Annotated in this window: 22 protein-coding genes; 13 read left to right on the plus strand and 9 right to left on the minus strand. The window is 47.7% G+C overall.

Annotated elements, in window-relative coordinates; all coding sequences use genetic code 11:
• Window positions 1-324 precede the first annotated feature (324 nt).
• On the plus strand, window positions 325-1632 hold the full coding sequence (gene ltrA, locus DHU66_RS04285) for a group II intron reverse transcriptase/maturase (RefSeq protein WP_108774013.1): 1308 nt from the start codon (window positions 325-327) through the stop codon (window positions 1630-1632).
• Between the two features lie 305 nt (window positions 1633-1937).
• Here the strand turns inward: ltrA and DHU66_RS04290 are convergent, their stop codons facing one another.
• The gene (locus tag DHU66_RS04290; RefSeq protein ID WP_108774655.1) at window positions 1938-3368 is read right to left on the minus strand and encodes an aminotransferase class I/II-fold pyridoxal phosphate-dependent enzyme; all 1431 of its coding nucleotides are present in this window, start codon (window positions 3366-3368) and stop codon (window positions 1938-1940) included.
• Between the two features lie 65 nt (window positions 3369-3433).
• Here DHU66_RS04290 and DHU66_RS04295 point away from each other — a divergent pair, with 65 nt between their 5' ends.
• A complete protein-coding gene (locus DHU66_RS04295) occupies window positions 3434-5182 on the plus strand; it encodes an ABC-F family ATP-binding cassette domain-containing protein (RefSeq protein ID WP_108774656.1) in 1749 nt (582 codons plus the stop codon).
• Between the two features lie 56 nt (window positions 5183-5238).
• Here the strand turns inward: DHU66_RS04295 and DHU66_RS04300 are convergent, their stop codons facing one another.
• Window positions 5239-6291: a threonine aldolase family protein gene (locus DHU66_RS04300; protein WP_108774657.1), complete on the minus strand. Its 1053-nt coding sequence runs from the start codon at window positions 6289-6291 to the stop codon at window positions 5239-5241.
• Between the two features lie 150 nt (window positions 6292-6441).
• Here DHU66_RS04300 and DHU66_RS04305 point away from each other — a divergent pair, with 150 nt between their 5' ends.
• Entirely contained in the window at window positions 6442-7257 is an 816-nt protein-coding gene (locus tag DHU66_RS04305; protein ID WP_108774658.1) for a Cof-type HAD-IIB family hydrolase, read from the plus strand.
• A 35-nt stretch (window positions 7258-7292) separates the two neighbouring features.
• On the opposite strand, the gene DHU66_RS04310 is transcribed toward DHU66_RS04305, so the two are convergent.
• The 3 genes from DHU66_RS04310 to DHU66_RS04320 all read right to left on the minus strand — a co-directional run bounded on the left by DHU66_RS04310 (window position 7293) and on the right by DHU66_RS04320 (window position 10276).
• Window positions 7293-8540, minus strand: a complete 1248-nt coding sequence (locus DHU66_RS04310; RefSeq protein ID WP_108774659.1) for an ABC transporter permease — start codon at window positions 8538-8540, stop codon at window positions 7293-7295.
• Entirely contained in the window at window positions 8537-9427 is an 891-nt protein-coding gene (locus tag DHU66_RS04315; protein WP_108774660.1) for an ABC transporter ATP-binding protein, read from the minus strand. The genes DHU66_RS04310 and DHU66_RS04315 overlap by 4 nt, the downstream gene beginning before the upstream one ends.
• Window positions 9428-9523: 96 nt before the next feature.
• Window positions 9524-10276 (minus strand): MurR/RpiR family transcriptional regulator, encoded by a 753-nt coding sequence (locus DHU66_RS04320; RefSeq protein WP_108774661.1) that lies wholly within the window; start codon window positions 10274-10276, stop codon window positions 9524-9526.
• 142 nt (window positions 10277-10418) lie between these two features.
• Here DHU66_RS04320 and DHU66_RS04325 point away from each other — a divergent pair, with 142 nt between their 5' ends.
• The 4 genes from DHU66_RS04325 (at window position 10419) to DHU66_RS04340 (ending at window position 13523) form a co-directional block, all read left to right on the plus strand.
• Window positions 10419-10985 carry a DJ-1 family glyoxalase III gene (locus DHU66_RS04325; protein WP_108774662.1) on the plus strand — a complete coding sequence of 189 codons (567 nt, stop codon included), beginning with the start codon at window positions 10419-10421 and terminating at the stop codon, window positions 10983-10985.
• Window positions 10982-11539: a DJ-1/PfpI family protein gene (locus tag DHU66_RS04330; protein WP_108774663.1), complete on the plus strand. Its 558-nt coding sequence runs from the start codon at window positions 10982-10984 to the stop codon at window positions 11537-11539. The genes DHU66_RS04325 and DHU66_RS04330 overlap by 4 nt, the downstream gene beginning before the upstream one ends.
• A 267-nt stretch (window positions 11540-11806) precedes the next feature.
• The gene (pepD, locus tag DHU66_RS04335) at window positions 11807-13243 is read left to right on the plus strand and encodes a beta-Ala-His dipeptidase (protein ID WP_108774664.1); all 1437 of its coding nucleotides are present in this window, start codon (window positions 11807-11809) and stop codon (window positions 13241-13243) included.
• Between the two features lies 1 nt (window position 13244).
• The gene (locus DHU66_RS04340) at window positions 13245-13523 is read left to right on the plus strand and encodes a DUF1905 domain-containing protein (protein WP_108774665.1); all 279 of its coding nucleotides are present in this window, start codon (window positions 13245-13247) and stop codon (window positions 13521-13523) included.
• Between the two features lie 43 nt (window positions 13524-13566).
• On the opposite strand, the gene DHU66_RS12620 is transcribed toward DHU66_RS04340, so the two are convergent.
• Entirely contained in the window at window positions 13567-13734 is a 168-nt protein-coding gene (locus DHU66_RS12620) for a winged helix-turn-helix transcriptional regulator (protein ID WP_425349069.1), read from the minus strand.
• Here DHU66_RS12620 and DHU66_RS04350 point away from each other — a divergent pair.
• A complete protein-coding gene (locus DHU66_RS04350) occupies window positions 13654-13995 on the plus strand; it encodes an aldo/keto reductase (RefSeq protein WP_425349070.1) in 342 nt (113 codons plus the stop codon). The genes DHU66_RS12620 and DHU66_RS04350 overlap by 81 nt on opposite strands.
• Here DHU66_RS04350 and tnpA read toward each other — a convergent pair.
• The gene (gene tnpA / locus DHU66_RS04355) at window positions 13992-14462 is read right to left on the minus strand and encodes an IS200/IS605 family transposase (RefSeq protein WP_108774668.1); all 471 of its coding nucleotides are present in this window, start codon (window positions 14460-14462) and stop codon (window positions 13992-13994) included. The two genes, DHU66_RS04350 and tnpA, sit on opposite strands and share 4 nt — an antisense overlap.
• A 67-nt stretch (window positions 14463-14529) precedes the next feature.
• Between tnpA and DHU66_RS04360 the strand changes: the two genes are divergently transcribed.
• Window positions 14530-15510: a hypothetical protein gene (locus DHU66_RS04360; RefSeq protein ID WP_108774669.1), complete on the plus strand. Its 981-nt coding sequence runs from the start codon at window positions 14530-14532 to the stop codon at window positions 15508-15510.
• A 23-nt stretch (window positions 15511-15533) separates the two neighbouring features.
• On the opposite strand, the gene DHU66_RS04365 is transcribed toward DHU66_RS04360, so the two are convergent.
• Both DHU66_RS04365 and DHU66_RS12010 read right to left on the minus strand, forming a co-directional pair.
• On the minus strand, window positions 15534-16808 hold the full coding sequence (locus DHU66_RS04365) for a DDE-type integrase/transposase/recombinase (RefSeq protein WP_167836252.1): 1275 nt from the start codon (window positions 16806-16808) through the stop codon (window positions 15534-15536).
• A 734-nt stretch (window positions 16809-17542) separates the two neighbouring features.
• A complete protein-coding gene (locus DHU66_RS12010; RefSeq protein ID WP_135358299.1) occupies window positions 17543-17725 on the minus strand; it encodes a hypothetical protein in 183 nt (60 codons plus the stop codon).
• A gap of 28 nt (window positions 17726-17753) precedes the next feature.
• On the opposite strand from DHU66_RS12010, the gene lacZ reads away from it, so the two are divergent.
• The 4 genes from lacZ to DHU66_RS04390 all read left to right on the plus strand — a co-directional run bounded on the left by lacZ (window position 17754) and on the right by DHU66_RS04390 (window position 24074).
• Window positions 17754-20801 (plus strand): beta-galactosidase, LacZ type, encoded by a 3048-nt coding sequence (gene lacZ / locus DHU66_RS04375; protein ID WP_108774927.1) that lies wholly within the window; start codon window positions 17754-17756, stop codon window positions 20799-20801.
• A 147-nt stretch (window positions 20802-20948) separates the two neighbouring features.
• Window positions 20949-21341, plus strand: coding sequence for a MarR family winged helix-turn-helix transcriptional regulator (locus DHU66_RS04380; protein WP_108774672.1), 393 nt, complete (start codon window positions 20949-20951; stop codon window positions 21339-21341).
• Window position 21342: 1 nt separating this feature from the next.
• Window positions 21343-22497 carry an iron-containing alcohol dehydrogenase gene (locus tag DHU66_RS04385; RefSeq protein WP_108774673.1) on the plus strand — a complete coding sequence of 385 codons (1155 nt, stop codon included), beginning with the start codon at window positions 21343-21345 and terminating at the stop codon, window positions 22495-22497.
• 260 nt (window positions 22498-22757) lie between these two features.
• Window positions 22758-24074: an MATE family efflux transporter gene (locus DHU66_RS04390; RefSeq protein WP_108774674.1), complete on the plus strand. Its 1317-nt coding sequence runs from the start codon at window positions 22758-22760 to the stop codon at window positions 24072-24074.
• Window positions 24075-24097: the final 23 nt, after the last annotated feature.

Consider the following 24097-nt stretch of genomic DNA (forward strand, 5'->3'; position numbering starts at 1 on the left):
AGATGTGTGTCTTACCCCGAGAGATCCTGCGGACAGATGAACCTAAACACAGGGAAACCGAGACGCTTTTAAACAGCTATCGTTATCATCTGGTCGGATAAAGGTCTATCGCAGGAAGTCAGCTGAGGTCATAGTAGTGATGAAGCTTCTGTAACGGAAGTGGAGCGAAGGACCTAATGTTTGTATAGTGTGCCCCACTATACGCAATGTTCGGATAGTCCGAAAGGGAGGATAAGCCTACAGCAGAGGATCGTAACCTCTGACGGCAAAGGGCCCCGGGATGATTCTGAATAATCTACAGATAGAAAGGAATGGCACAGCGGTATGGAATTAATTGAAGTGATTCTGAGTGACGAAAACTTGGAAGAAGCGATCAGAAGGGTTAAGAGAAACCGTGGCGCGGCCGGCGTGGACGGCATGAAAACCAGTGAGCTGGATGAGTATTTCTCTAAACATAAAGAAATAATCAAACAGCAGATCCGGAACATGCAGTACAGACCGAAACCAGTCCGCAGGGTCTATATACCCAAGCCCAATGGCAAGCAAAGGCCATTAGGTATTCCGTCAGTCGCAGACCGGGTGGTACAGCAGGCAGCAGCCCAGGTACTCAGCGGCATCTACGACAGCACATTCAGTGACCATAGTTATGGATTCAGGCCAAACAGAAGCGCACATGATGCGATGAAGGATGTCCTGAATAATCTGAACAGCGGATACGACTGGGTGATTGATCTCGACATCGAAAAGTATTTCGATACGGTGAATCATGACAAATTAATCTCCATTTTGAGAGAAAAGGTAAACGACAAGAGAACGTTACACCTGATCCGGTCCTTTCTGAAGGCTGGCGTCATGGTGAACGGACTCGTATCACCAACTGAACTAGGCGTTCCGCAAGGCGGACCCCTCAGTCCGATACTTAGCCTTATTTATCTCGATAAATTTGACAAAGAACTGGAGAGCAGAGGACTGCATTTTGTGCGGTACGCAGATGACTGCGACATCTTCGTGAAGAGCGAAATGGCGGCAGACAGAGTGATGAAGTCGGTAGCCTCATGGCTGGAACGAAAGCTGTTTCTGAAGGTCAGTCCAACCAAGACAAAGGTGGTCAGGCCAACACACAGCGAGTTCCTAGGCTTTACGTACTGGAAGGCAAAAGACGGATGGCACTGCAAACCGAGTGATGACAGAAAGAAACGGCTGATGGCGAAAACCAAGGCTGTCCTGCAACGCAAGGAAGCAATATCCAGACCTCTGGCCGTCACATTCACAAAACTGAATCAGATCGTCAGAGGATGGATCAATTATTTCATCATCGGAGATATGAAGGCTTTCCTCGATGAATATGGACAGTGGATGCGGCACAAAGTCAGAGTCATCATCATCAAGCAATGGAAGAAACCGAAGCGTATAGACACAAATCTCCAAAGGCTTAACGCTATGTTCCATTGTAATTTCACCGATGAAGATACATACAAGGTAGCCAACTCACGCCTAGGATGGTATCGGAGGAGTGGAATGGATGTGGTAAATTACGCTCTCAGCCCGAAAGTACTGGCCCTGCCAAGTAGGAAAACAGGTCGACCAGGACTGGTCAACCCGTTGGAATACTACCTCAATAATCGTAAGTAAATACAAACGTAGCGCCGTATACGGAAAACCGTACGTACGGTGCAACGGGAGGGTCGAGCCGCTAACGCGGCTCACTCTACCCTATTTAAGATGTACCATGCTGGCATGAAGGGGTCACGAAATGAGCCGTTCATCATCTCACTTAGAGAAAGCGGTGCAGGTTCAACCATCGCAGCTCTTCCTGCAAGCGGTTCTGAAGCATGCTTCATCACATGCCATTTTAATGGTTCGAAAAAGATCTGGTACCCGCTGTACTTCATCGATCAGAATTGGAGGACGGCATATAGAAATACAGATCATCGTCTTCAGCGGCACACTTCTAGATGATGCGGAAAGCCATGACTTGCGGAAACGACCTGCAGGCCGGCATTCTGCATCTTTTTCAAATAGGAAAGCTGTTCTTTGGTAATGACTTCCCCCGGCACAAGAATGGGAATGCCAGGCGGATAGGCAAAGACGGCTTCTCTTGCAATTCTGCCAATGGCTTTGTCTGGCTCTGCATTTTCAGCCTCTTTTTCCATGGCCTGCCATGGTGATAGTGTACCGGTGGTAATGGTATCTGGCAGTGAGATTGGATTCTGGTGATCTTCCTGCGCTTTCAGTTCTGCATCAATTTCCAGCAATGCTTCTTCCAGTCTTTGGAAGCCTTCATCACGATCGGCTGCACTTGTCATGGCAAGTACGGCATCCATGCGGGTGTATTCTGTTTCAAGATGATACGTATTCCGCAGAATTTCTGCCAGTTTTGGTCCGGTAAGATTTGTTCTTCTGGTGCTGATCAGAATCTTGCCTGGATCAAAGGCATAAAAATCCGGATGATTGTCTTTATCCTTGCCATGACAGACAACATGCAGGTGCTGCAGCGGCTGGATGGCATTATCAAATTCCTGCAGATTCTGCCAGTATGCATCAAACAATTCTCTGCCATGGTCCTTCATCAGATGAATGCACTGATCACAGCTGCATACCAGTACATAGCTTGGTGAACTTGTTTCCTCCACCGCAATCATTCTTCTGATTGTATTGGGATCCATTCTGTCTGAGCACACATGTAATATGGCAGTCTGTGTTAAGCAGGGAAGCGTTTTATGCAGACTCTGCACAACGACATCCGCTCCTGTTTCAACGGCACTCTTTGGGAATCTGTGATCTAAGGCAAGATGGGCGCCATGGGCTTCATCAATCAACAGCTTTGCATTGTGGCTGTGGACAATGTCAGCGATCCCGCTGATATCTGACAATACACCTTCATAGGTTGGCGATACCAGGATGACAAGAGCAATGTCAGGATGATCCTGGAAGGCCTGCTGGATCTGCTCTGGCTGGATGGAGGCACAGATGCCATCCCTGTCCATTTTGGGCCAGAGATAAATGGAATCTAATTGTGCCAGGGTAATGGCATTGTAGATTGAGATGTGGCAGTTTCTTGCCACAAGTACTTTCTGATGCGGCTTTGAAAGAGCAAGTACAGACGCAATCAAAGCACCGGTAGAGCCATTGACCGTATAAAAAGAGTATCTGCTGTGAAACAGCTCTGCGGCCAGCTTCTCGGAATCCTGAATCCATCCTGCTTTGTCATCTGGATTGTGCAGATCATCGAGATCTGTGATTTCAGTAGAATCAAACATGTACGGATTCATCATGTGCATCAGCTCTGTATTGCGCTTATGCCCGGGCATATGAAACGGATACATATCTCCTTTGGCATAACGTATGTAATTGTCATAGAGTGTCATGGGTGCCTCCTTTTGGTGCAGGTTTGTTTGGATCGTGTACAATAACACAGGAATTGAGGTGGAACATGTTACTGTCTTTGGAAAATGCCAGTTTTAAATATAATACCGAACCGATTCTGGATCATGTGAACTTTGTTGTCAATGACCGTGACAAATGGGGTGTGGTTGGCAGAAACGGTGCCGGCAAGAGTACCTTTCTTGCCGTGATGGCCCAGAAGCAGAAGCTGGATACGGGTGAGATCACAGCAAAGAAGGATCTGGTGATTTCCTACTGCCCGCAGGCAAGTGAGTTTCCTTCAGGCAGAACAATCTTTCAGACAGTCCAAGATGCATTGAAAGAGAAGGTGGAGGATTACCAGATTCAGTCCATTTTGAATAAGCTTGGCCTGACAGATTATGATGCCATGACAGATGTATTGTCAGGTGGTCAGAAGAAGCGTCTTGCTCTGGCCATTGCTTTGATCAGGAAGGCAGATCTCTATCTTCTGGATGAGCCGACCAATCATCTTGATCAGCAGATGATTCTCTGGCTGGAGAAGTATCTGATGAAATCGGACAAAGCCGTGGTACTGGTCACCCATGACCGCTATTTCCTTGCCCGGATTACCAATCACATTGTTGAAGTAGACAGGGGACATCTCTACTGCTATACAGGTGATTATGCGGATTATCTGGAACAGCGTGAAATTCGCAGGGAACAGGCCGAAGCTTCCCGGGCCAAGCGGGAAAACTACCTGCGCCATGAGATTGCATGGATCCGTGCCGGAGCCCAGGCAAGAAGCACAAAACAGAAGAGCAGAATCCAGCGGTATGAAAAGATTGCCGCGATCAAAGATCCTGCGCAGGAACAGACACTGCAGTTACAGGCTGGTGTTACCCGTCTTGGCGGCAATACAATCCTGCTGGAGGATGTTTCAAAGGTATATGGAGATCATGTGCTGTTCTGTCATTTCAGCTATGAAGTGCAGCATCATGACCGCATTGGCATCATTGGCCCCAATGGGTGCGGCAAAAGCACACTGTTAAGGGTCATTGTCGGCCAGATCAAACCGGATACAGGTACGGTGCGTATTGGTGAAACGGTCAAGATCGGCTATTTTGCCCAGCACAATGAAGTGTTCAAAGAGGATGAACGGGTCATGGACTATCTGGAATCCTTTGGCCATACGATCACAACTGCAGATCATGAAACCATTACAGCCAGCCAGATGCTGGAAAGATTCCTGTTTCCTAAAGAAAAGCAGTATCAGCCGATCAAAAAGTGCTCTGGCGGTGAGAAGAGAAGACTGTATCTCTGCAGTATCCTGATGCAGTCTCCGAATATTCTGATTCTGGATGAACCGACGAATGACCTCGATACCGATACGCTGACCATCCTGGAAAGCTTTCTGCAGGATTTCCCGGGTGCGGTATTAGCTGTATCGCATGACCGCTATTTCCTGGATCGGATTGCAGAAAGACTGTTTGTTTTTAACAATGGCACGATTGAAATTCATCAGGAAAGCTATTCTGATTATCTGGATGCACAGGCGGCGGAAAAGAGTGAAGAGAAAGAAAAGAATAAGGAAGTGCGAAAGGTTAGTGCACCCAAGCCTTCCAACCGTCTGAGCTATATGGAAAAGAAAGAGCTGGAAAAGCTGGAAAAAGAGATTCCAGGTGCAGAGCAGAACGTCAGGGATCTGGAAGAGCAGCTGAACAATGCTACTGACTATCCTGAGATCCAGAAGATCAGTGCCGATCTGGAAACAGCCCGCAGTCAGATGGATGAGATGGAAGAACGGTGGATGGAACTGTCTGAGAAGGCAGAAAACTGAATGAAAAAACAACAGATGATACGCTGCATTGACAGCGATGATCTGTTGTATCTTGCTTATCGTGTTTCCCGGATGATCTGGCACAGTTTGTCCACATCTTCTTTTGTTGTGGACCAGCTTGTCGCAAAGCGGATCACAGCATGTGTTTCATCATACTTCTCCATGTAGCTGTAGACTGCTTTCTGGCTTAATGTCTCCAGTTTATCATTTGCAATGACGAAGAAGATCTGGTTGGTTGGGGAGTCGAAGTACAAGTTGTATCCATCTTTGACAAGTTCCTGCTTAATCTGCTCTGCATACTGAACCGCATTTTTACCAATGTGCATGTAGAGATCATTTTTGAACAGCTCATCAAACTGGATGCCAAGCAGCCATCCCTTGGCCAGCAGGGCTCCATCCTGCTTGATGATTGTAAAGAAGTGCGGAATCAGATGGGGATCCGGGATGACAACGGCTTCACCAATGAAGGCACCGCATTTCGTGCCGCCGATGTAGAAGACATCACACAGTCTGGCTAGATCGGGCAGGGTTACATCATTTACTTTGGCTGCCAGGGCATAGGCCAGTCTTGCCCCGTCCACATATAAAGGCAGATGATACCTATGGCATACAGCACTGATCTCTTCCAGTTCCTTTCTGGAATATAGCGTGCCAAACTCGGTCGGCTGGGAGAGATAGACCATGCCCGGCATGACTATGTGATCATGGTTATCATCCTGTTCATATTCCTGCATGCATGCTTCAATCTGAGCTGCGCTGATCTTGCCGCATTTTCCCTGAAGCGGAAGTACCTTATGGCCGGTATGCTCGATGGCACCGGCTTCGTGTACACTGACATGACCGCTGTCTGCCGCAATCACACCTTGATATGGCTTCAGCAGCGCCCCGATGACAACGGCATTGGCCTGGGTGCCGCCGGCAAGAAACTCTACTTCCGCATGCCTGCAGTCACATGCCCGGCGGATATGTTCCTTGGCCTGTGCACAGATTTCATCCGTGCCATATCCTGGCATCGCTTTCTCGTTCGAGGCTGCCATAGCAGCAAGAATGGCGGGATGGGCACTGTTTTGATAATCAGAAGCCATCATGATCTTCTCGTTTCTTTCCATAGGAGATCTCCTTTTTCCTGTAAACAGTTACATAGTAGTATTCTTGCCGCCGTCACACAAGCATCTTTGCGGCAGGAGGAGAAATGCAATCATATCTGGCGTTTTTGAGTGCCCAGACGCAAAATGAAAGCAGATAAAGGAGATAATAGTATGTATCGTTTGATTGCATGTGATCTGGATGAGACATTGTTACGGAAAGACAAGACGGTTTCAATGGGAAACCGGAAGGCCATTGCGGATTTTGAGGCTGCCGGCGGCATCTTTGTGTGTGCAACCGGCCGGCCGTTCTGGACCGCGGAAGGCACACTGAAAGAGATCGGCCAGTACAGGCGGTCTGGCTCTTATGTAATCTCGTTCAATGGCGGTGCCATCACCCGCAATGAAGATGACAGGCTGCTCTTTTTTGCAGGAATCAGCTGGGATCAGGCAAATGATCTGTTTACCAAAGGAAAGCAGTACAATGTCTGCCAGCATATCTATACGCTGGATACGGTATGGGCATATAACATGAATCCTGGTGAAGTGGATTATCTGAATGGCAGACAGGCATTTACCGAGTTTGATCATGATGACTTGTCTTTTCTGAAAGGGCAGGACATCGTCAAGTGCCTGTATGAAAACACAGATACTGACTATCTGCACAGGATTGCCAAAGAACTGGAACCCATGACAGCAGACATGGATGTCAGCTATTCCTCCAACCGCTATCTGGAATTCAATAAGAAAGGCGTCAATAAAGGCACCGGCCTTCAGCATCTTGCCAGCATTCTTGACATTGATATCAAGGACACCATTGCCATTGGCGATAACTACAATGATCTCAGTATGATCCAGGATGCCGGCCTTGGCGTGGGTGTAGCCAACACAGTGGAGGAAATGAAACCATTGTGTGATGTGATCACAGAGCATACCTGTGAAGAGGATGGCGTGGCCGAAGTGATCTACAAGTATGCTTTACACAAGTAAGCATATATACCAAAAAAGGGCGTTTGCCCTTTTTCTTATGCTTTCCAGATCATCTTCAATAATGTGACAGGCTTGATCTTCTGACCATACATCAAGACACCGGTACGGTAGATCTTGGCGGACAGTTTGCCAACCAGGAAGACCGAGATGATCAGGATGCCGATGGAGATCATGATTTCCCATGCAGGTACCGTGGTCATGGCAATTCTTGTGAACATGACCATTGGTGAGGTGAACGGGATGTACGAGCATACCTTGATGAAGGTGTTGTCGAGGTTGCCGGATGACATAGAGAACATGGCAATCATGAAGCAGATGACCAGGATCATGGTGATCGGCGTGATGGCTGTGCCAAGGTCTTCGATGCGGGATACGGTGGAACCGATGGCACCGAACAGGAAGGCATAGATCAGCAGTCCCAGCAGGAAGAAGATGATCATATAGCCAAGCAGTGATCCGGGAATGTTGAAGATGGATGAAAGCAGAGGACTGCCTGCCCAGACGGACCTGTTCATCTTTGCAAAGAGAATGGCAGAGCCGAAGATAACGACTATCTGGAAGATACCGGCAAGACATGCTGAGATGACTTTGCCAAACATCAGTGAAGTCGGCGAAGCACTGGAGATCAGTAATTCCATTGCGCGGGAATCTTTTTCGGCCGCCACTCTTGAGGCAACCATCTGTCCATACATGGCAATGACGGTATATAGTGCCATGACCATGATATAGGCATAGATGAAGGAAGTGGACATGTCTGCACCAAGATTGACAATATCATGAGAGGCACTCAATGACAGAATCGCACCTGCCTTGGCAGCAGACATATTCTCTTCTTCCAGTGCTTTCTGCTGCAGGGCAGTCGTGAAGATGCCGTCGAATGCTTCTGTATTGGCATCATACATGGACTGGTCCTTGACATAGTAGGTATACCGGGAAAAGTTAGCCGCATTGATCATGACAGCGCCATCCAGCTCTTCATCTTTGACTTGTTTCTGCAGCGTGTCCGCATCATCTGTGACAAACTGTACATCATCGGTCGGCAGTGCTTTTGTGATCGCAGACTGGATCGCAGTGACATCGGTCTGATTCATCGTATCCCAGTCAGCACTGACGGCAATCGTATTATTGCTTAAGGAAGAAGGTGTCAGGATGGTCTTGATGAGCTTTGGCACAAACATGATCAATGCCATGATGATCACCGCAATGATGGTCACAGCTTTGAATGCCTTGGAGGAAAAGATTTCTTTCAGCTCAAAGCGCAGAATGATTCCAAACTGTTTCATGCCTTGGCCTCCTTTCCAGCATAGTCCACAAAGATATCTGCCAGTGTCGGCATCATGATGCGCATCTCATCCAGATCATAGCTTTCACTCAGTTCCTGCATCAAAGCATGCTTGTCAGCTTCCTGTTCCATCGTGATGACGGCACCATTTGTCTCAAACGGCTGTGCGTCATACTTCTCAATAATCTTGCTGATATTCTGACTGCGCACAAGCAGCCTGTTCTGCGGATAGGAAGCACGGATATCATGCAAAGATCCGGACAGTACAATCTTTCCATCCCGCAGGATCGCAATGTTGTTGCAGAACTCTTCAATATAATTCATCTGATGGCCGGAGAATAGCACAATCTTTCCACGGGCAATCTCTTCCCGCACAGCATCTTCCAGCACCCGGGCATTGACCGGATCCAGCCCCGAGAACGGCTCATCCAGAATAACAATGTCCGGATCATGAACCAGTGCGGTAATCAAGGCCGTCTTCTGCTGGTTGCCCTTGGAAAGGGTATCCAGCTTCTTATTTGCATATGCATCCAGGCCAAATTTCTTCAGCCATGCCATGCACTGCGTCTTTGCATCAGAATATGCCATGCCCTTCAGCTGCGCAAAATAAATCAGCTGATCCAGAATCTTTTTCTTGGGATACAGTCCTTTCTCCTCCGGCAGATAGCCAAACCTGATTTTTGTTCGATCAATCGGCTTTCCATCCAGCAGAATCTCACCGCCATCCGCGGGGAAAAGATCCAGCAGGATACGGATTGTTGTCGTTTTGCCGGCACCATTGCGGCCAAGCAGTCCTAAAGCACTGCCGCTTTCTGCCTGCAGACAGAGATCTTTCAGTACCTGCTTTCCGGTAAAAGATTTCTGTAAATGTGATATGGTAAGTTCCATGAGACAATCTCCTGTAAGTGTCTATATTATACAGGATATGACACAGTCTATTGATTAAGAATGCGTAAAGGTATGGTAAAGAAAAAGAAAACAAGCTCAGCGCTTGTCTTCCAGGTATGCCTGCATGATCAGATTTGCCATGTAGATCAGTGAATATGGATGGCTGGCCTTGTCCAGGCGGGATGGATACGGCACAAATAAACTTGTCAGATTTGGATACATGTTTTTCCCGCCGCTGATCATGATCACCGGGGCATGGATGTGCAGCTGTGCATTTTCTGTCTCATTGATGTCAAAGTAGCTGCCTGTATAGCTGAACAGAATGATCAGTTCATCTTTTCCGACTGCTTTGATGCATGCCATCTGCTGGGTATGGGAAAACAGAGTCGCTGCGTCTTTGCCTGCCAGGCACAGATCATCCGCCAGACAGATCGCGGCTGCCTCTGCTTTCATCAAGCCAAACACCCAGATTTTCTGATAGCGGGCAATAGCCTTTGCACACTGCTTCACTGCCTGCATGTTTACGGTACTGGCCAGCCTGATGCCGGCTGTAATCTCTTCCTCTAACACAATTCTGGCATCCTGATCCACCTTTTTCACAGGCTCCGGCTTGTCCAACCCTTCTTTGAGCATGTCCCGCAGAGAGGAAAAGTCTTCAAAGCCAATATCTTTGACAAAGCGGGAAACAGATGCGATGCCGACATGGGCACCATCCGCAACTGCTCTGATGGAAAGCTGGTCAGGATCTGACTGGTGCAGCAGCCAGCGGGCAATTGCTGCATTGGCCGAATCAGGTCTTTCACTGGCAATTTCATTCAGCAGAATAACAGCTGGCTTTCCATAGATCATAACAAATTCCTCCTGCTTTCATCTTACCTTCGCAAGGTCTGTTCAGCACATGGAATATGAATGTTTTCCACAATCTGGAAATATCGCATGATCTGTGTTTGGATGCGTATTCTTACATGTGCAGCAGGGAGGTGGAAAGGAAATGAAGAAAACAGTTTTGATTTTACCGGATGGATGTGAAGAAGGAGAAGCACTGACAATTGCGGATGTGCTGCGCAGAGCGGAAGTTGAATGTGAGCTGTGTGCACTGCAGAACAGAGATGTCACCGGTGCGTGGGGCAATGTGATCAGGGCAGATCATGTGCTAAGCAGTATGGATGCACAGGCGGATATGATCATTCTGCCTGGTGGATACAAGGGTGCAGAGAATATGTGTGAAGACAGGCAGCTGCAGGAAATGCTGCAGCAGATGAACAGAGAGGGGAAGATCATTGCAGCAATCTGTGCGGCACCGTTGGCTCTTGAGAAGGCAGGGGTTTTGAAGGGCCATTGCTATACGAGCTATCCAGGTATCAGGGACAGGCTGACAGATGGAACATGGCGTGATGAACTGGTTGTCAGTGATGGCAATCTGATTACTTCACAGGGCCCGGCACTGGCCTGGCGGTTTGCCTTTGCCCTGTTGGAGGCATTGGACGTGGATCCTGAACCAGTGAAGAAGAGAATGGTTTATGAAAAGGCATTTGATGAGGGAGGAGAGCAGGCATGAAGAAGGCAGCAGTATTGATGATGGAAGGCTTTGAGGAAAGTGAAACTGTGCAGATTGCAGATCTGCTGCGCCGGGCTGGTGTATCCGTTACGAAGTTCTGCTTTCATGAGGATCTCTGGGTGCATTCCATGCAGGGAATGGATATCAGGGCAGATGAACCATTTGATGCTGAAAAGGCAAAGGACTGTGACATCATCATTGTGCCTGGCGGCAGGGCATCCTGGACGAAACTGATGGAAAACAGTGAGGTTATGGATACTCTGTGCTGGTTCAATGATCACAATAAGCTGATTGGGGCAATGTGTTCCGGGACAAAGGTTGTCCATGCGGCAGGTGTCATGAAAGGAAAAACCGTTACCGGCTATACCGGCTATGACAAGGTGCTGACAGATGGAAACTTTGTGGATGCCCCGGCAGTATGGGATCACAACCTTGTTACCTCACAAGGGCCGGCAACGCCATATCCCTTTGCCTTCAGGATCATGGAGGCACTAGGCATTGATCCTTCCCCTTTGAAGCAGCGTCTTTTGTATAACAAAGCAGGCGGCAGATGAATAAAAGAACCCGGCATGACTGCTGCCGGGGCGCGAATGTAAAAATCTTTGACAGTTTGTTCTTCCACAATGCCGGAAAACCATGATGAATACTGGTGATCCGGCTTTTTCCTTCACTGATGGACATGTTGTATGTGGCTGTTTCCCGTATGAAAGAAATTACATCAGATTATGTGACGGAGGATCTTTGCCAGCTTTTCTCTTTTCTGTGTCTGGGCATCTTTTATCTTTCGTCATATCATTAGATCAAACAGGAGATGAAAAACGATGGAATTTGATCTGCAGAAAAGACAGTGTTACTGGTTTGATGAAATTTCAAAGATTCCGCGTGGTTCACGCAGCGAGAAAGCAATTTCTGATTTTGTTGTGCAGTTTGCCAGGGATCACGGGTTTGTCTGGCATCAGGATGATGTATGGAATGTCACAATTGACAAGCCTGCCAGCAGGGGGTATGAAAATGCATCTGTGCTGATTCTGCAGGCGCATATGGACATGGTATGTGAAAAGACAGCTGACAGTGATCATGACTTTACCAAGGATCCGCTGGATCTGTATGTGGATGGCGATTTGTTAAAAGCAAAAGGTACCACCCTTGGTGCAGATGATGGCATGGGTGTGGCCTATATGCTTGCTATTCTGGAGGATGACAGTCTTGCCCATCCGCCGCTGGAATGTATCTTTACAACGATGGAGGAAATTGGTCTGCTGGGAGCGGAAAAGCTTCATAAAGAAGATCTGCACGGGCATCGGCTGATCAGTCTGGATGGCGGCGGGGAAGTGGTTACGGCTGCTTCTTCAGCCGGCGGCTGTGATGTGAATCTTGACTATAACATGCATATGGCAGAAAACAGTGATCCTGGTTATGTACTGCATGTATATGGCCTGCAGGGAGGCCATTCCGGCGGCGAAATTCACAAAGAGCGCGGCAATGCCAATATCCTTGCCGCAAGAATATTGGAAGAAGCACAGCGTAATGGCATCAGGATGAATCTTGTATCACTGGAAGGCGGCAGTAAGGATAATGCCATTACCCGAGAGGCAGAATATATCTTTACAACACCTGCAGATGTATCCTGCCTGCAGGCATCTGTGGAAAAAAGTGCAGCAGCGATCAGGGAAGAATTACGCATCAGTGATCCTGGCTTTCAGGTTGATTGTAAGCCGGGTTCAAAGCCTTTGCAGCACGCAGATGACGACTCTTCTGCAGCCCTGCTGGATATGATCTATCTGATGCCAAACGGCTTCCAGCATCGTTCTTTGGCCATTGAAGGGCTGACCCTGACATCATTGAATCTTGGTATTGTACATACGGACGGAAACAAGGTACATATGCAGACACTGATCCGCTCTGCCCTGGAAAGCGGGGTGGATAACCTGATTGGCATTCTGCAAAGATTATCAGAGCGGCTTGGCATCAGAATGGAAGTTTCTGCAAGGTATCCTGGATGGAATTATGCTGAAGTTAGCCAGATGCGGGAAAAGTATGCCAAAGTGACAGCTGCCCATGGCAGAAAGCTGGAAGTTTCAGCGGGACATGGCGGTCTGGAGTGCGGTATTTTCAAGGGACTGGATCCGGAAATGGATATCATTACGTTTGGGCCGATCGCACATGGTGCCCATACACCGGATGAGGAACTTGACCTGGCATCCTTTGACAGAGCATATGAAATGCTGAAAGAGATCATTGCCCTGTGCAGGGACTGATATGCAGAAAGAATATTCGTTTACTGCCATCCTGCATGAGATTCCTGACAAGGGCGGTGCCTACATCATCTTTCCGTATGATATCCGCAGGGAGTTTGGCAAAGGCCGGGTCAGAGTGCATGCCGAATTTGACGGTATCCCCTATGATGGCAGTATCGTCAATATGGGCGTCAAGGATGAACATGGCAAGATCTGCTACATCATCGGTGTGCTGAAATCCATCCGGAAACAGTTAGGCAAAAAGGATGGTGACAGCATACAGGTAAAGATTACGGCATAGTAAAAAGCGCAGGAGCTTAACCGCTTCTGCTTTTTTTAACATGCTAGAATGTTCCAGACATATTTTTTCTGCCCCATTCACACAGACTATAGACCACTTTCTTCAGTGTCTTTCTGCGCTCTGTCAGGGAATACTCCGGCTTTGGCGGCACCACCGGATATACTTCGCGGTGAATCAGTATGAAAGCAATTCGCTGCATCCTGCCGATCATGTGATTCCCTTCTGCCATGCCCATGACATTGTCTTTCAGGCATGGGGACCACTAGGCCTGGGACAGGGCGGTCTGTTCACAAATCCCATCGTGACACAGATCAGTGGAAAACATCACAAAACACCTGCCCAGATCATCCTGCGCTTCAGCCTGCAGAAAGGCATTGGCATCATTTCAAAATCCGTTTATCTGGAACGCACGAAACAGAATCTTGATTTAGTTGCGGCGCATACCCAGTCTATAGCGGTAAAAGACGTTTAGGCGGGGTTAGCCGCCTTTCTTCTTCCTGCATGACGGCGATATCCTTCATTATCACGCTTCTCCTGTTCCTGAATATAAATTCTTACTGCTTCTTCTGTAGTCTCTGATACGGTACTCAGGAAGTAGCTGTCAGACCAGAATCGATCCTTACAATCATATTTTTCTAATGCGGACGAAAACTCTTTCCTTAGCAGCCGGGAAGTAACGGTTTTATAATTATTCACCAATTTAGAGAGCTGCGTCTGAGGGGACGCTTCAAAAAGAATATGAACATGATCTTTGTCCGTATTAATTCCCAATACCCGGCATTTCCAATCGTCTTCTATTACTTTGCGGCTGATCTGGATCAGCCGATTCGAGAGTTCTTCTGTAAGCACTGAATGTCTGTTTTTTGTAACGACAACCAAATGGTATTGAAGTTTGTAGATTGCGTGCCTGTTCTTATGATATTCAGTGTAATAATCCATAATAGTGTCTCCTCCTCTACAATATTACCACTAAACATGTTATACTGTGCATAGGAGGAAATAAATAATGCAGGTTGTTGGCAGCTATGGGGTGCGTATTCGGGATGACTATGATGCACTGAAAAGAACAGCAGATCTCTTTTCGAATGCCGTTTCCTATCTTGTTCACCCTGCACTTGAAAATTGGGAAGCCCTGTGTGAAGCAAATAGCTTGCAAAGGCGTCAGAGAATGCTTGAATGCATGATTCATTCTTCTGATGGGTTTTCTTCATCTGATTCCTTCGATCAGAGGTTCCCAAAATTTCCATCTTATTATCGCAGAGCCGCTATTACACAGGCACTTGGCATCGTTTCTGCTTATCAGTCAGCACTGAAGAACTGGAAGGAAAACGGCTGTAAAGGAGAAGTGCCAAAGCTGGATGCCTGCAGTCATCGGATGCCGGCATTGTATCGCGGCAACACATACAAGCCGGTAATAGACAAAGAAACTGGCGAAGTGCTGCCTTATGCAGCAAAGATCAAGGTGTTCCGCAATAACGACTGGGTATGGGATACCGTTCGTCTTTCCAAAACGGATGTGGACTATCTCAATAAGAGAGGTAGAAATGGAGAAATCTCCGCTCCTGTGTTGGAAAAGAAGCACGGCTGCTGGAATCTGAGACTTGTGGTAACGGAAACTATAGAATTATCCGCAAAGCCTGTATCGGAGCAGAAGATCTGTTCTGTTGACCTTGGCGTAAATACAGATGCGGTATGCAGCGTCATGGACTCTGAGGGTACTGTCCTGGCGCGTAAGTTCATTATGCGCGGAAGAGAAAAAGACTCTGTGAACAATGCCTTGCATCGTGTATCTGTATTTCAGTCTCTGCATGGATCACATGATTCCGGACGGCTTTGGAATATTGCAAAACGAAGAAATGCGAATCTTGCACATCAGATCGCGCGGGAGATTGTCAACTTTGCCATTGCGTATGAATGTGACGTTATTGTCATGGAGCATCTTAATACAAAAGTGTTAAGATTTTTTGATTTTGTCACCGTTTGTTAATTGTTACTGTTTTGTCACGAATACTACTTTCTATGATCTTCCAGAACACTGAGGATGCGCTGTACGTCCTTCTGACTGTCCGCTTCATAGATCGGATCTCTTCTACGCTCGCCCACCTTTACGCATTTGTAGTGTTTGCCATATCGATTGATGTACATTTCTTCAGTAAAGGCATCAATCTTCACAGTAATAGGTGTCTTCTGATAGATTTCGAACATTACTCCATCAGCGTCAAAGGCTTCATATAATGAGTTTCCCATCGAAAACATATTGTTTCTCATGGTCCTTGGATATTCCGCATAGAACACGGCAGAATAATCAAAATCTGTCGGAAGCGGACGAAATGCATCGACTGGATCCAGAACCGGGAATGAGAACTTTGCGTTGAGATAACGAATGTACTTCTCATTAAACCAGCGGTTCAGCGTGTTGTAGTTATGTGGAATATGGAATCGAATGATATCATTCGGAAGGCGTCCCTGAGCAGTGCCGTTGTACCGCTCTACACGTCCTTTAGCCTGTGGTGAATTGGCAAAGATCATCTTGATATCAAGACGGGCAAGCATGTCCGCGAACTGTGACGGCTTTCCGGATTTAACACTTCTGAAGACAGAATCCTTGTCAGAATATGTTGCCATCGGAACACCGTACTTTTCAAGGATTAGACGCATCATGCGTGCATATCCTCTGGTACACTCTGTAGGCATGAACCATCCTGCGAGCACTTCGGTTCCTGCATCATCTACTGCCAGATGCAGTGCGTAAGCTCTGCCATCGTTAAACCAATCATATGGAGTGCCGTCAATCTGGATCAGCTCTCCGCGGCGGTCTCTCGGCCTACGAATTGGATGCGATACATGCGAACCATCTGTTCGAATCGGCTTGGCACTTGGTGACTTCCAACCTTCTCGTACGAAAAGATCTCTGAACCAAGATTTACTTCTATCCTTCAGTCCATATTTCGCTGCATCTCCTTTCCTCTCAGGATCTCTTCCCCAGATTACATCCTCTCGGTAGATATCTCTGAATTGTGCTATGGTAATGCTTGGATATGCTTTCTTGAATTCTTCTAAGTAACTGACTTCTTGGTCGGAGGCAGTCGTTACTGGCTTCTTGCCGGTATTACCATGAACAAGGATAGATTGCATATCCTTTTCATTCAGCTCCCCCGCAAGCCGTATAAGCTGTCTCTTACTGTAACCAGTTTTCTCAGTTATCTCTTGGTAAGTGATATGTGGATCGCTCTGCTTCTGAATCAGAAGTTTCAACGCTCCGGACTTGTCTTTATCGTTCTTCATAGAACACCTCCAATGAGGCATTCTACTCAAATACTGATATCCATCCCGTAAAAGGGTGACATTTTCAAAAAATCAGAAAGGTGACATTTTCATTTAACTATTACACATCTTAATACAAAAGGCAAAAAACGTGGCAGTAAGAAGCAGAAGCTTGCCATGTGGAAGCATGCTGACATTCAGAAAACCGTAGAAAGTCTTGCCCATCATTATGGGATTCGTATTTCCCGTGTCAATGCGTGGGGTACAAGCCGCCTTGCGTATGACGGAAGCGGGCGTGTCAGGCGAGGGAGAGAAGTATCAAAAGATACGCCATATGACGTCTGTGTATTCAAAAGCGGAAAGATCTACAATTGCGACCTTTCCGCCAGCTACAACATCGGAGCCCGTTATTTTATCCGCGGGGTGTTTATGGAATCACCCAATCTTATGACAAAAGTCTCTGGGATTGGGAGTGGAACCCAAAGGACGTTGGCTGACCTATGGAAGATCAACAGGGTCTTGTACCCTCTGCTTCCTGCGACAGTCTGACGATCCCGACATAAGTCTGCGAAACGTTAGTACAGATGGGCACATAAGCTTCGGCTTGTGTGCTGTGCTGTTACCGTATCGTTTGTGTAGACGTAAGTCTGAGGGAACACAAGCCCTCAGAAGCCCCGTCTATAGTGCGTCAGCACTTAGGCGGGGAGGTTCACATCCTGGATTTCTCGCTGTCTGAGACAGAAATGAAGCAGATTTCATCGCTGCAGACTAAGGATGCCAGCTTCCTGCATTCGCCTGACTTTGTTCAGATGCTTTGCAGCAAGTGGCATGCCGCCAGATAACGCCGAAGAACTGTTATCCCTGCACTGCAGAGATGGCAGTTTTTTACGTCTTGGCTGGACATTGCGTCTGGAAGCATCACGGGCTATGATGGTCATACAAGTAGTATCAGGGGAGAAAGATCATATGGAAGAAGATATCAGAAAGACTGTTGAGAATGTCAGAACATGCAGGCAGAATGTGCTGCCGGCACATTCAGATCATGTGTGGTACCGAAGTGAAGAAGAACTGCAGGCACAGAAGTCATCGTATCGGATGTGCCTCAATGGCATCTGGAAGTGCTACTATGCAGAAAACTTTGACGGTACACCGGATGGCTTTGAACAGTGTGACTTTGATGTATCAGACTGGGATGAGATTCAGGTTCCTGGTCATATCCAGCTGCAGGGCTATGACAAGCCATCCTACAATAATATTCAGTATCCATGGGATGGCAGAGAACCGCTGCACATTCTGGAAACACCAGAGAAATACAATCCGGTCATGAGCTATGTCACCTTTTTCACTGTGCCGCAGGCAATGCAGAGCGAAGAAATCCGCATCTCATTTGAAGGTGTGGAATCCGGCATGGCTCTCTGGTGCAATGGCAGCTATGTTGGTTACAGCGAGGATTCCTTTACACCGCATGACTTTCTGCTGAGTCCTTATCTGCATGGCGGCATCAACCGCCTTGCCGTCCAGGTCATCAAGTGGACACCATCCTCCTGGCTGGAGGATCAGGATATGTTCCGCTTCTCCGGGATTTTCCGTGATGTCTGGCTGTACAGCGTTCCCCATGATCACATTGAAGATCTCAAGGTGGAAGGCAGCTGGAACGAGCAGAAAAATATCGGTACGCTTCATACAGAGCTGCAGATATCTCAGCCTTCTGGCTGTACAAGCTGGAAACTGCTGTATCAGGGAAGGGAGATCGCATCCGGGACAGTTGAAAACAAAGAACATGTCAGCTTTGACTGCATCGTGGATCAGCCAAAGCTATGGAGTGCAGAAGCACCCCATCTGTATCAGCTGCTGTTATATACCGGAACAGAATGGATCATGCAGGAAACAGGTTTCCGTAATATTGAAATCAAGGACAGGCAGATCCTGCTGAATGGAAAACGGGTTGTGTTCAAGGGTGTCAACCGGCATGAGTTTGACTGTGACCATGGCAGAGTGCCAGATCCAAAGCAGATCAGGCAGGATGTGTTTCTCATGAAGCAGAACAACATCAATGCGCTGCGTACTTCCCACTATGCCAATGCACACTGGATTTATGAAGACTGTGACCGGTATGGCATCATGATGATTGCCGAAAACAATCTGGAATCGCATGGTATTTTCGATATGGTTCTGCAGGGTAAGATACCACAGTCTGAGGCACTGCCTGGAGACCGTGAAGAAGTGCTCGATCTGCTATTGGACAGAGTCAATAGCACCTATCAGCGCAATAAGAATCATGTGTCCATCCTGATCTGGTCGGTTGGCAATGAATCCTATGGCGGCAAAGATATCTATGAAATGTCACAGTTGTTCCGCAAGCTGGATCCTCGCCGTCCTGTGCACTATGAAGGCATCATGCACGACCGCAGGTACAATGGCACATCCGACATGGAATCACAGATGTATACACCAGCTGCCCAATGTGAGCAGTTCCTTCAAAAACATCCTGAAAAGCCGATGATTCTGTGTGAATGTTCCCATTCCATGGGCAACTCTACCGGCGGTCTGCATAAATATATTGAACTTGCCTATCGCAATCCTTTGTTTCAGGGATGTTTTATCTGGGATCTGGTGGACCAGACCATTCGCAGAAAGAATCGCTTTGGACAGGAGTATCAGGCATATGGCGGCGACTTTCTGGAGCGGCCAAATGATGCGGACTTCTCTGCTGATGGCTTACTGACAGGTGAGCATAAACCATATGCCAAGATGCAGGAAGTCAAAGCCGTCTATCAGGACATCACAGCGGTGATCAATAAGGATACGATTCAGATCACAAACCATGCCCTGTTTACCAATACAGATGCGTATGATGCCGAGATTGTGCTGAAACAGGAAGGCATGGTACTGCAGCGAATGCCATTGCACGTATGTGTCAAGCCAGGTGAAACAGCAGAGATTTCCAATCCGATCACAATTCCGGATGCACCGGGTGAATATACAGAAACCATCAGCTGGCAGCTGAAGCACGATACGCCATGGAATCCAGAGGGTACAGAAGTCTGCTGGGCGCAGGGTGTATTTACCAACAAGATGAAACAGGAAGTGCATGTCGGCAGTCTGAAAGTGATTCATGGTGATTACAACATTGGAGTCATTGGTGATGGCTTTGACTTCCTGTTTGAAAAGAACAAAGGCGGGCTGACATCGTGCCGGACCGGAAACCGTGAATGGCTGGAGGCAGTGCCACGACTGAACTTCTGGCGGGCACCAACCCAGAATGACAATGGCTATGGCATGCAGCAGAGAATGGGCATGTGGAAACTGGCATCACAATACCAGACAGCCTTCCCAGTGGAAATGTCAGAGGCAGAAAAGCAGGTGTTTGCTGGATATCCCATTGTCAAAGAACAGGACAATTGTGTTTCGATCAAATGGAAATACTGGCTGCCTGGTACAGGTGGACAGACAGCAGATCTGACCTATCAGATCTACGGGGATGGCACGGTGCACATGGAGGCTGTCATGGATCCAAAGGAAGGCCTGGCAGACATGCCGGAATTTGGCATTCTGATGAAATGGGATGCGGCCTTCTCACATCTGAAATGGTATGGCCGCGGCCCGGCGGAAACCTATTGCGACCGCAATCATGCAAAGATCGATGTGTATGCCAATGCGGTAAAGGACAATGTGCAGCCCTATATCGTGCCACAGGAAGCCGGGAATCATAACGGTACTCGATGGGCTGAAATTTCAGATGAGGAAGGAAACAGAGTCCGCTTGATGTCAATGCAGAAAGACGGCATGGATTTCTCTGCCATTCCGTATACACCTGCACAGCTGGAAGAGGCCAAGCATCCATATGAGCTGCCTGCCAGCAGGTATACCGTTGTGCGCTGCAGCCTGAAACAGATGGGTGTTGGCGGTGATAACAGCTGGGGTGCACAGCCACTAGAGGAATATCATCTGAAACCAGATCACAGACTGGTCTTTGATATGGCATGGAAAGTGATACCAGCCAGCAGAAAATAGAAGAGGCATCAGCTTCCTGCAGTTAAAACTGGATCGCTTTCCTTAAAACAGTAATAAACGATTCCTATCATAATATCGTATTAATGAGGCACCAATGAAGCAGAACGTATCTGATGTGATAGAAGCCTATTAAGAATATATGCACGCATGGATGCGGCATATGCCGAATATGCCAGGTCTGTCGGATTGAATGAATCCTGTCTTTCGGTATTGTCAGTGATCTGTGCACATGACAGCTGTACGCAGACGATGCTGAAAGAGATGTGGAGCCTTCCCAAGCAGACGGTGTATACCGCGGTGACATTCTTTCTGAAGAAGGGATGGATTCAGATGGACGATATGCCGGATGATCGCCGGAACAAGACGATTCACCTGACCAAAAAGGGAAAGAAGGAAGCTGGCAGTATCGTCAAAGCAGTGCGTGGAAGTGAAGAACAGGCAATGTCAGATCTCAGCAGATCAGAACAGAAACAACTGCTTGCTTTAACGGAACGATATATCAGTGCCTGCAGTCAGGCAATTCAAGACAGGAGGAAATAAGATGGAAAGCTTTGAATATCAGGCTGGAACAAAAGTGTTGTTTGGCAAGGGACAGATTGAGCATCTGCCTGAAGAAATTGGAAAATTTGGCAGGAAGGTGCTGCTTTGCTATGGCGGCGGCTCGATCAAGCACAATGGCATTTACCAGCAGATTTATGATCTGTTGAAAGACTGTGAAATCTATGAACTGGCTGGCATTGCCCCCAATCCCAGAATCACCAGTGTCAAAGAAGGCATTGCCCTCTGCAGGGAACATGGCATTGATGTGGTTCTGGCTGTTGGCGGCGGCAGTGTGATTGACTGTGCCAAAGTTGTAGCAGCTGGTGTGTATTATGACGGCGATCCCTGGAAGATGGTGTCTGAAAACATCCAGACCGAAAATGCTCTGCCGCTTGTCAGTGTGCTGACTCTGGCTGCGACGGGCAGTGAGTATGATGATGGTGCTGTCATCACCAACCTGGATACCAATGAGAAACTTGGCTACGGCAATCCGCTGACCATGCCAAAGGTGTCCATTCTGGATCCAACCTATACGTATACAGTACCGGCAAAGCAGACTGCAGCTGGCACCATTGATATCATGTCCCATCTGCTGGAACAGTACTTTGGACCAGATAATACATATCTGGCAGATCAAATGCTGGCAGGTGCGATCAAGACAGTGATCCGCTATGCGCCTGTGGCAGTCAGAGAACCTGACAATGCCCAGGCAAGAGGAGAACTGATGTGGACATCATCGCTGGCCTGCAATGGGATTCTCTCTCAGGGCTGTGCCTATGGCGGCTGGTGCTGCCATGCGATTGAACATGAACTGAGTGCTTTCTATGATGTTACCCATGGTGTTGGTCTTGCCATCATCACGCCTAGATGGATGCGCCACATCCTTAATGAAAAGTCGGTTGGCCGCTTTGCCCAATATGGCAGAGATGTCTGGGGCATCACAGGTCTTGATGATCAGGAAACAGCCGAAAAGGCCATCGATGAAACCGAGAAGTTCTTTGCGTCACTAGGTGTACCAATGACACTGAGGGAGCTTGGCATTGGTGAAGAACACTTTGATGAGATGGCGGAGCATGCTGGCAGAGGCAGACTGGCAAATGCCTATGTTCCACTGTTGAAAGAGGATGTCAAAGCCATCCTGCATGACTGTCTGTAAGCGATGAAAACAAAGCTGCTGTATTAAGAAAACATGACAGAGGATCTGAAGATTTCGGCGTTGTTTGGAATGGGAGAAAGCTGGAAGACTCTGCGCATTTCACCAATCATGATCGTTGTATGGAGCATTAGCTGCATCATTACAGCATACTATGAAGGAGTGAAGGAAGACATGCAGAAAGATGCTGCGCAGATGGCGAAACAATGCACAGCCTGCCGGAAACAACAGCAAAATCACTCAATTTTTAGTACAATGGCCATATGCAAAATGAAATCTTTACAACAATGCCTGTACACAAGGCATATTTCAAAGCAGCCCTGCCGGTAGTCATGGGCATGGTTGTCTCTCTTGTCTACAATCTGGTAGACACATGGTTTATTGCCCAGACTCAGAATACATCACTGGTGGCAGGTGTTTCCCTGTGTGCACCAATCTTTTCTTTGATGATTGCCTTTGGCGATATCTTTGGCCTGGGGGCAAGCACAGCCATATCACGGTTTCTCGGTCAGAAAGAGTATGACAAGACCTCAAAGATGAGTTCTTTTGCCATCTATGCCTCTATTGGCACCGGCATCGTCACTGCACTGGTTCTGGTGCTGCTGCGCTATCCGATCCTGCATCTTTTAGGAGCGCGGGAAGATACGATCCAGTATGCGATGTCCTATTACATCTGGATTGCCATTGGTGCACCGGCGATTATTCTCAACATCGTGCCCAACAATCTGCTGCGGACAGAAGGCTTTGCCGGCACAGCCATGATCTGTACGATCATCGGTTCTGTATGCAACATCATCCTGGACCCGATCTTCATCTTCACATTGCATATGGGGGCAGCCGGTGCTGCGGTTGCGACTGTGATCAGTAATGTGATCTCCGATATTCTCTTCCTGTATGTCATTCATCACAGAGCAAACTATCTGTCTTTGGACATACATCAGGCAAAAGCACAAAAGCAGCTGGTCAAAGAAATGCTGGTTATCGGTATTCCGGCATCGATTACCAATACGATGCAGAGCCTGGCCGTCTTGTTAACAAACCGTTTCCTGCTGCCCTATGGCACCAGTCAGATCGCAGGATATGGTATTGCCGCAAAGGTGAATATGGTCAGTGTACTGATCATGGTTGGCTTTGCCTTCGGTGCACAGCCATTGCTGGGATACAGCTATGGCGCCAAAGATAAAACAAGACTGAACGAAGTCATCCGCTTCGATATCATGGTCGAATGCATCACCGCATTCATCTTCCTCATCGTATCCATGATCTTTGCCCCGCAGCTGATCCGGTTGTTCATCCAGCAGGCAGATGTTGTCACAGCAGGCAAAAACATCCTGCGCTGCATGATGGCAACAACACCTGCCATCGGCATCGTCCTGGTATGTACAACGCTGTTTCAGGCAGAAGGCAGAGCCATGCCAGCCTTTGTACTTTCTATTTCCAGACAGGGTATCTTCCTCATCCTCTTCCTGCTTGTGCTGTCCGCCATCTTTGGCTATTGGGGTGTGCTCTTAGCACAGGCGGCTGCAGATATCGCAACATTACTGATTGGACTTGCCTTCCTGAAGAAAACAACTGCATAACATCGTATCAGTGATGACCTGTT

Source organism: Lactimicrobium massiliense (genome assembly GCF_900343155.1).
Classification (GTDB): Bacteria; Bacillota_I; Bacilli_A; order Erysipelotrichales; family Erysipelotrichaceae; genus Bulleidia; species Bulleidia massiliensis.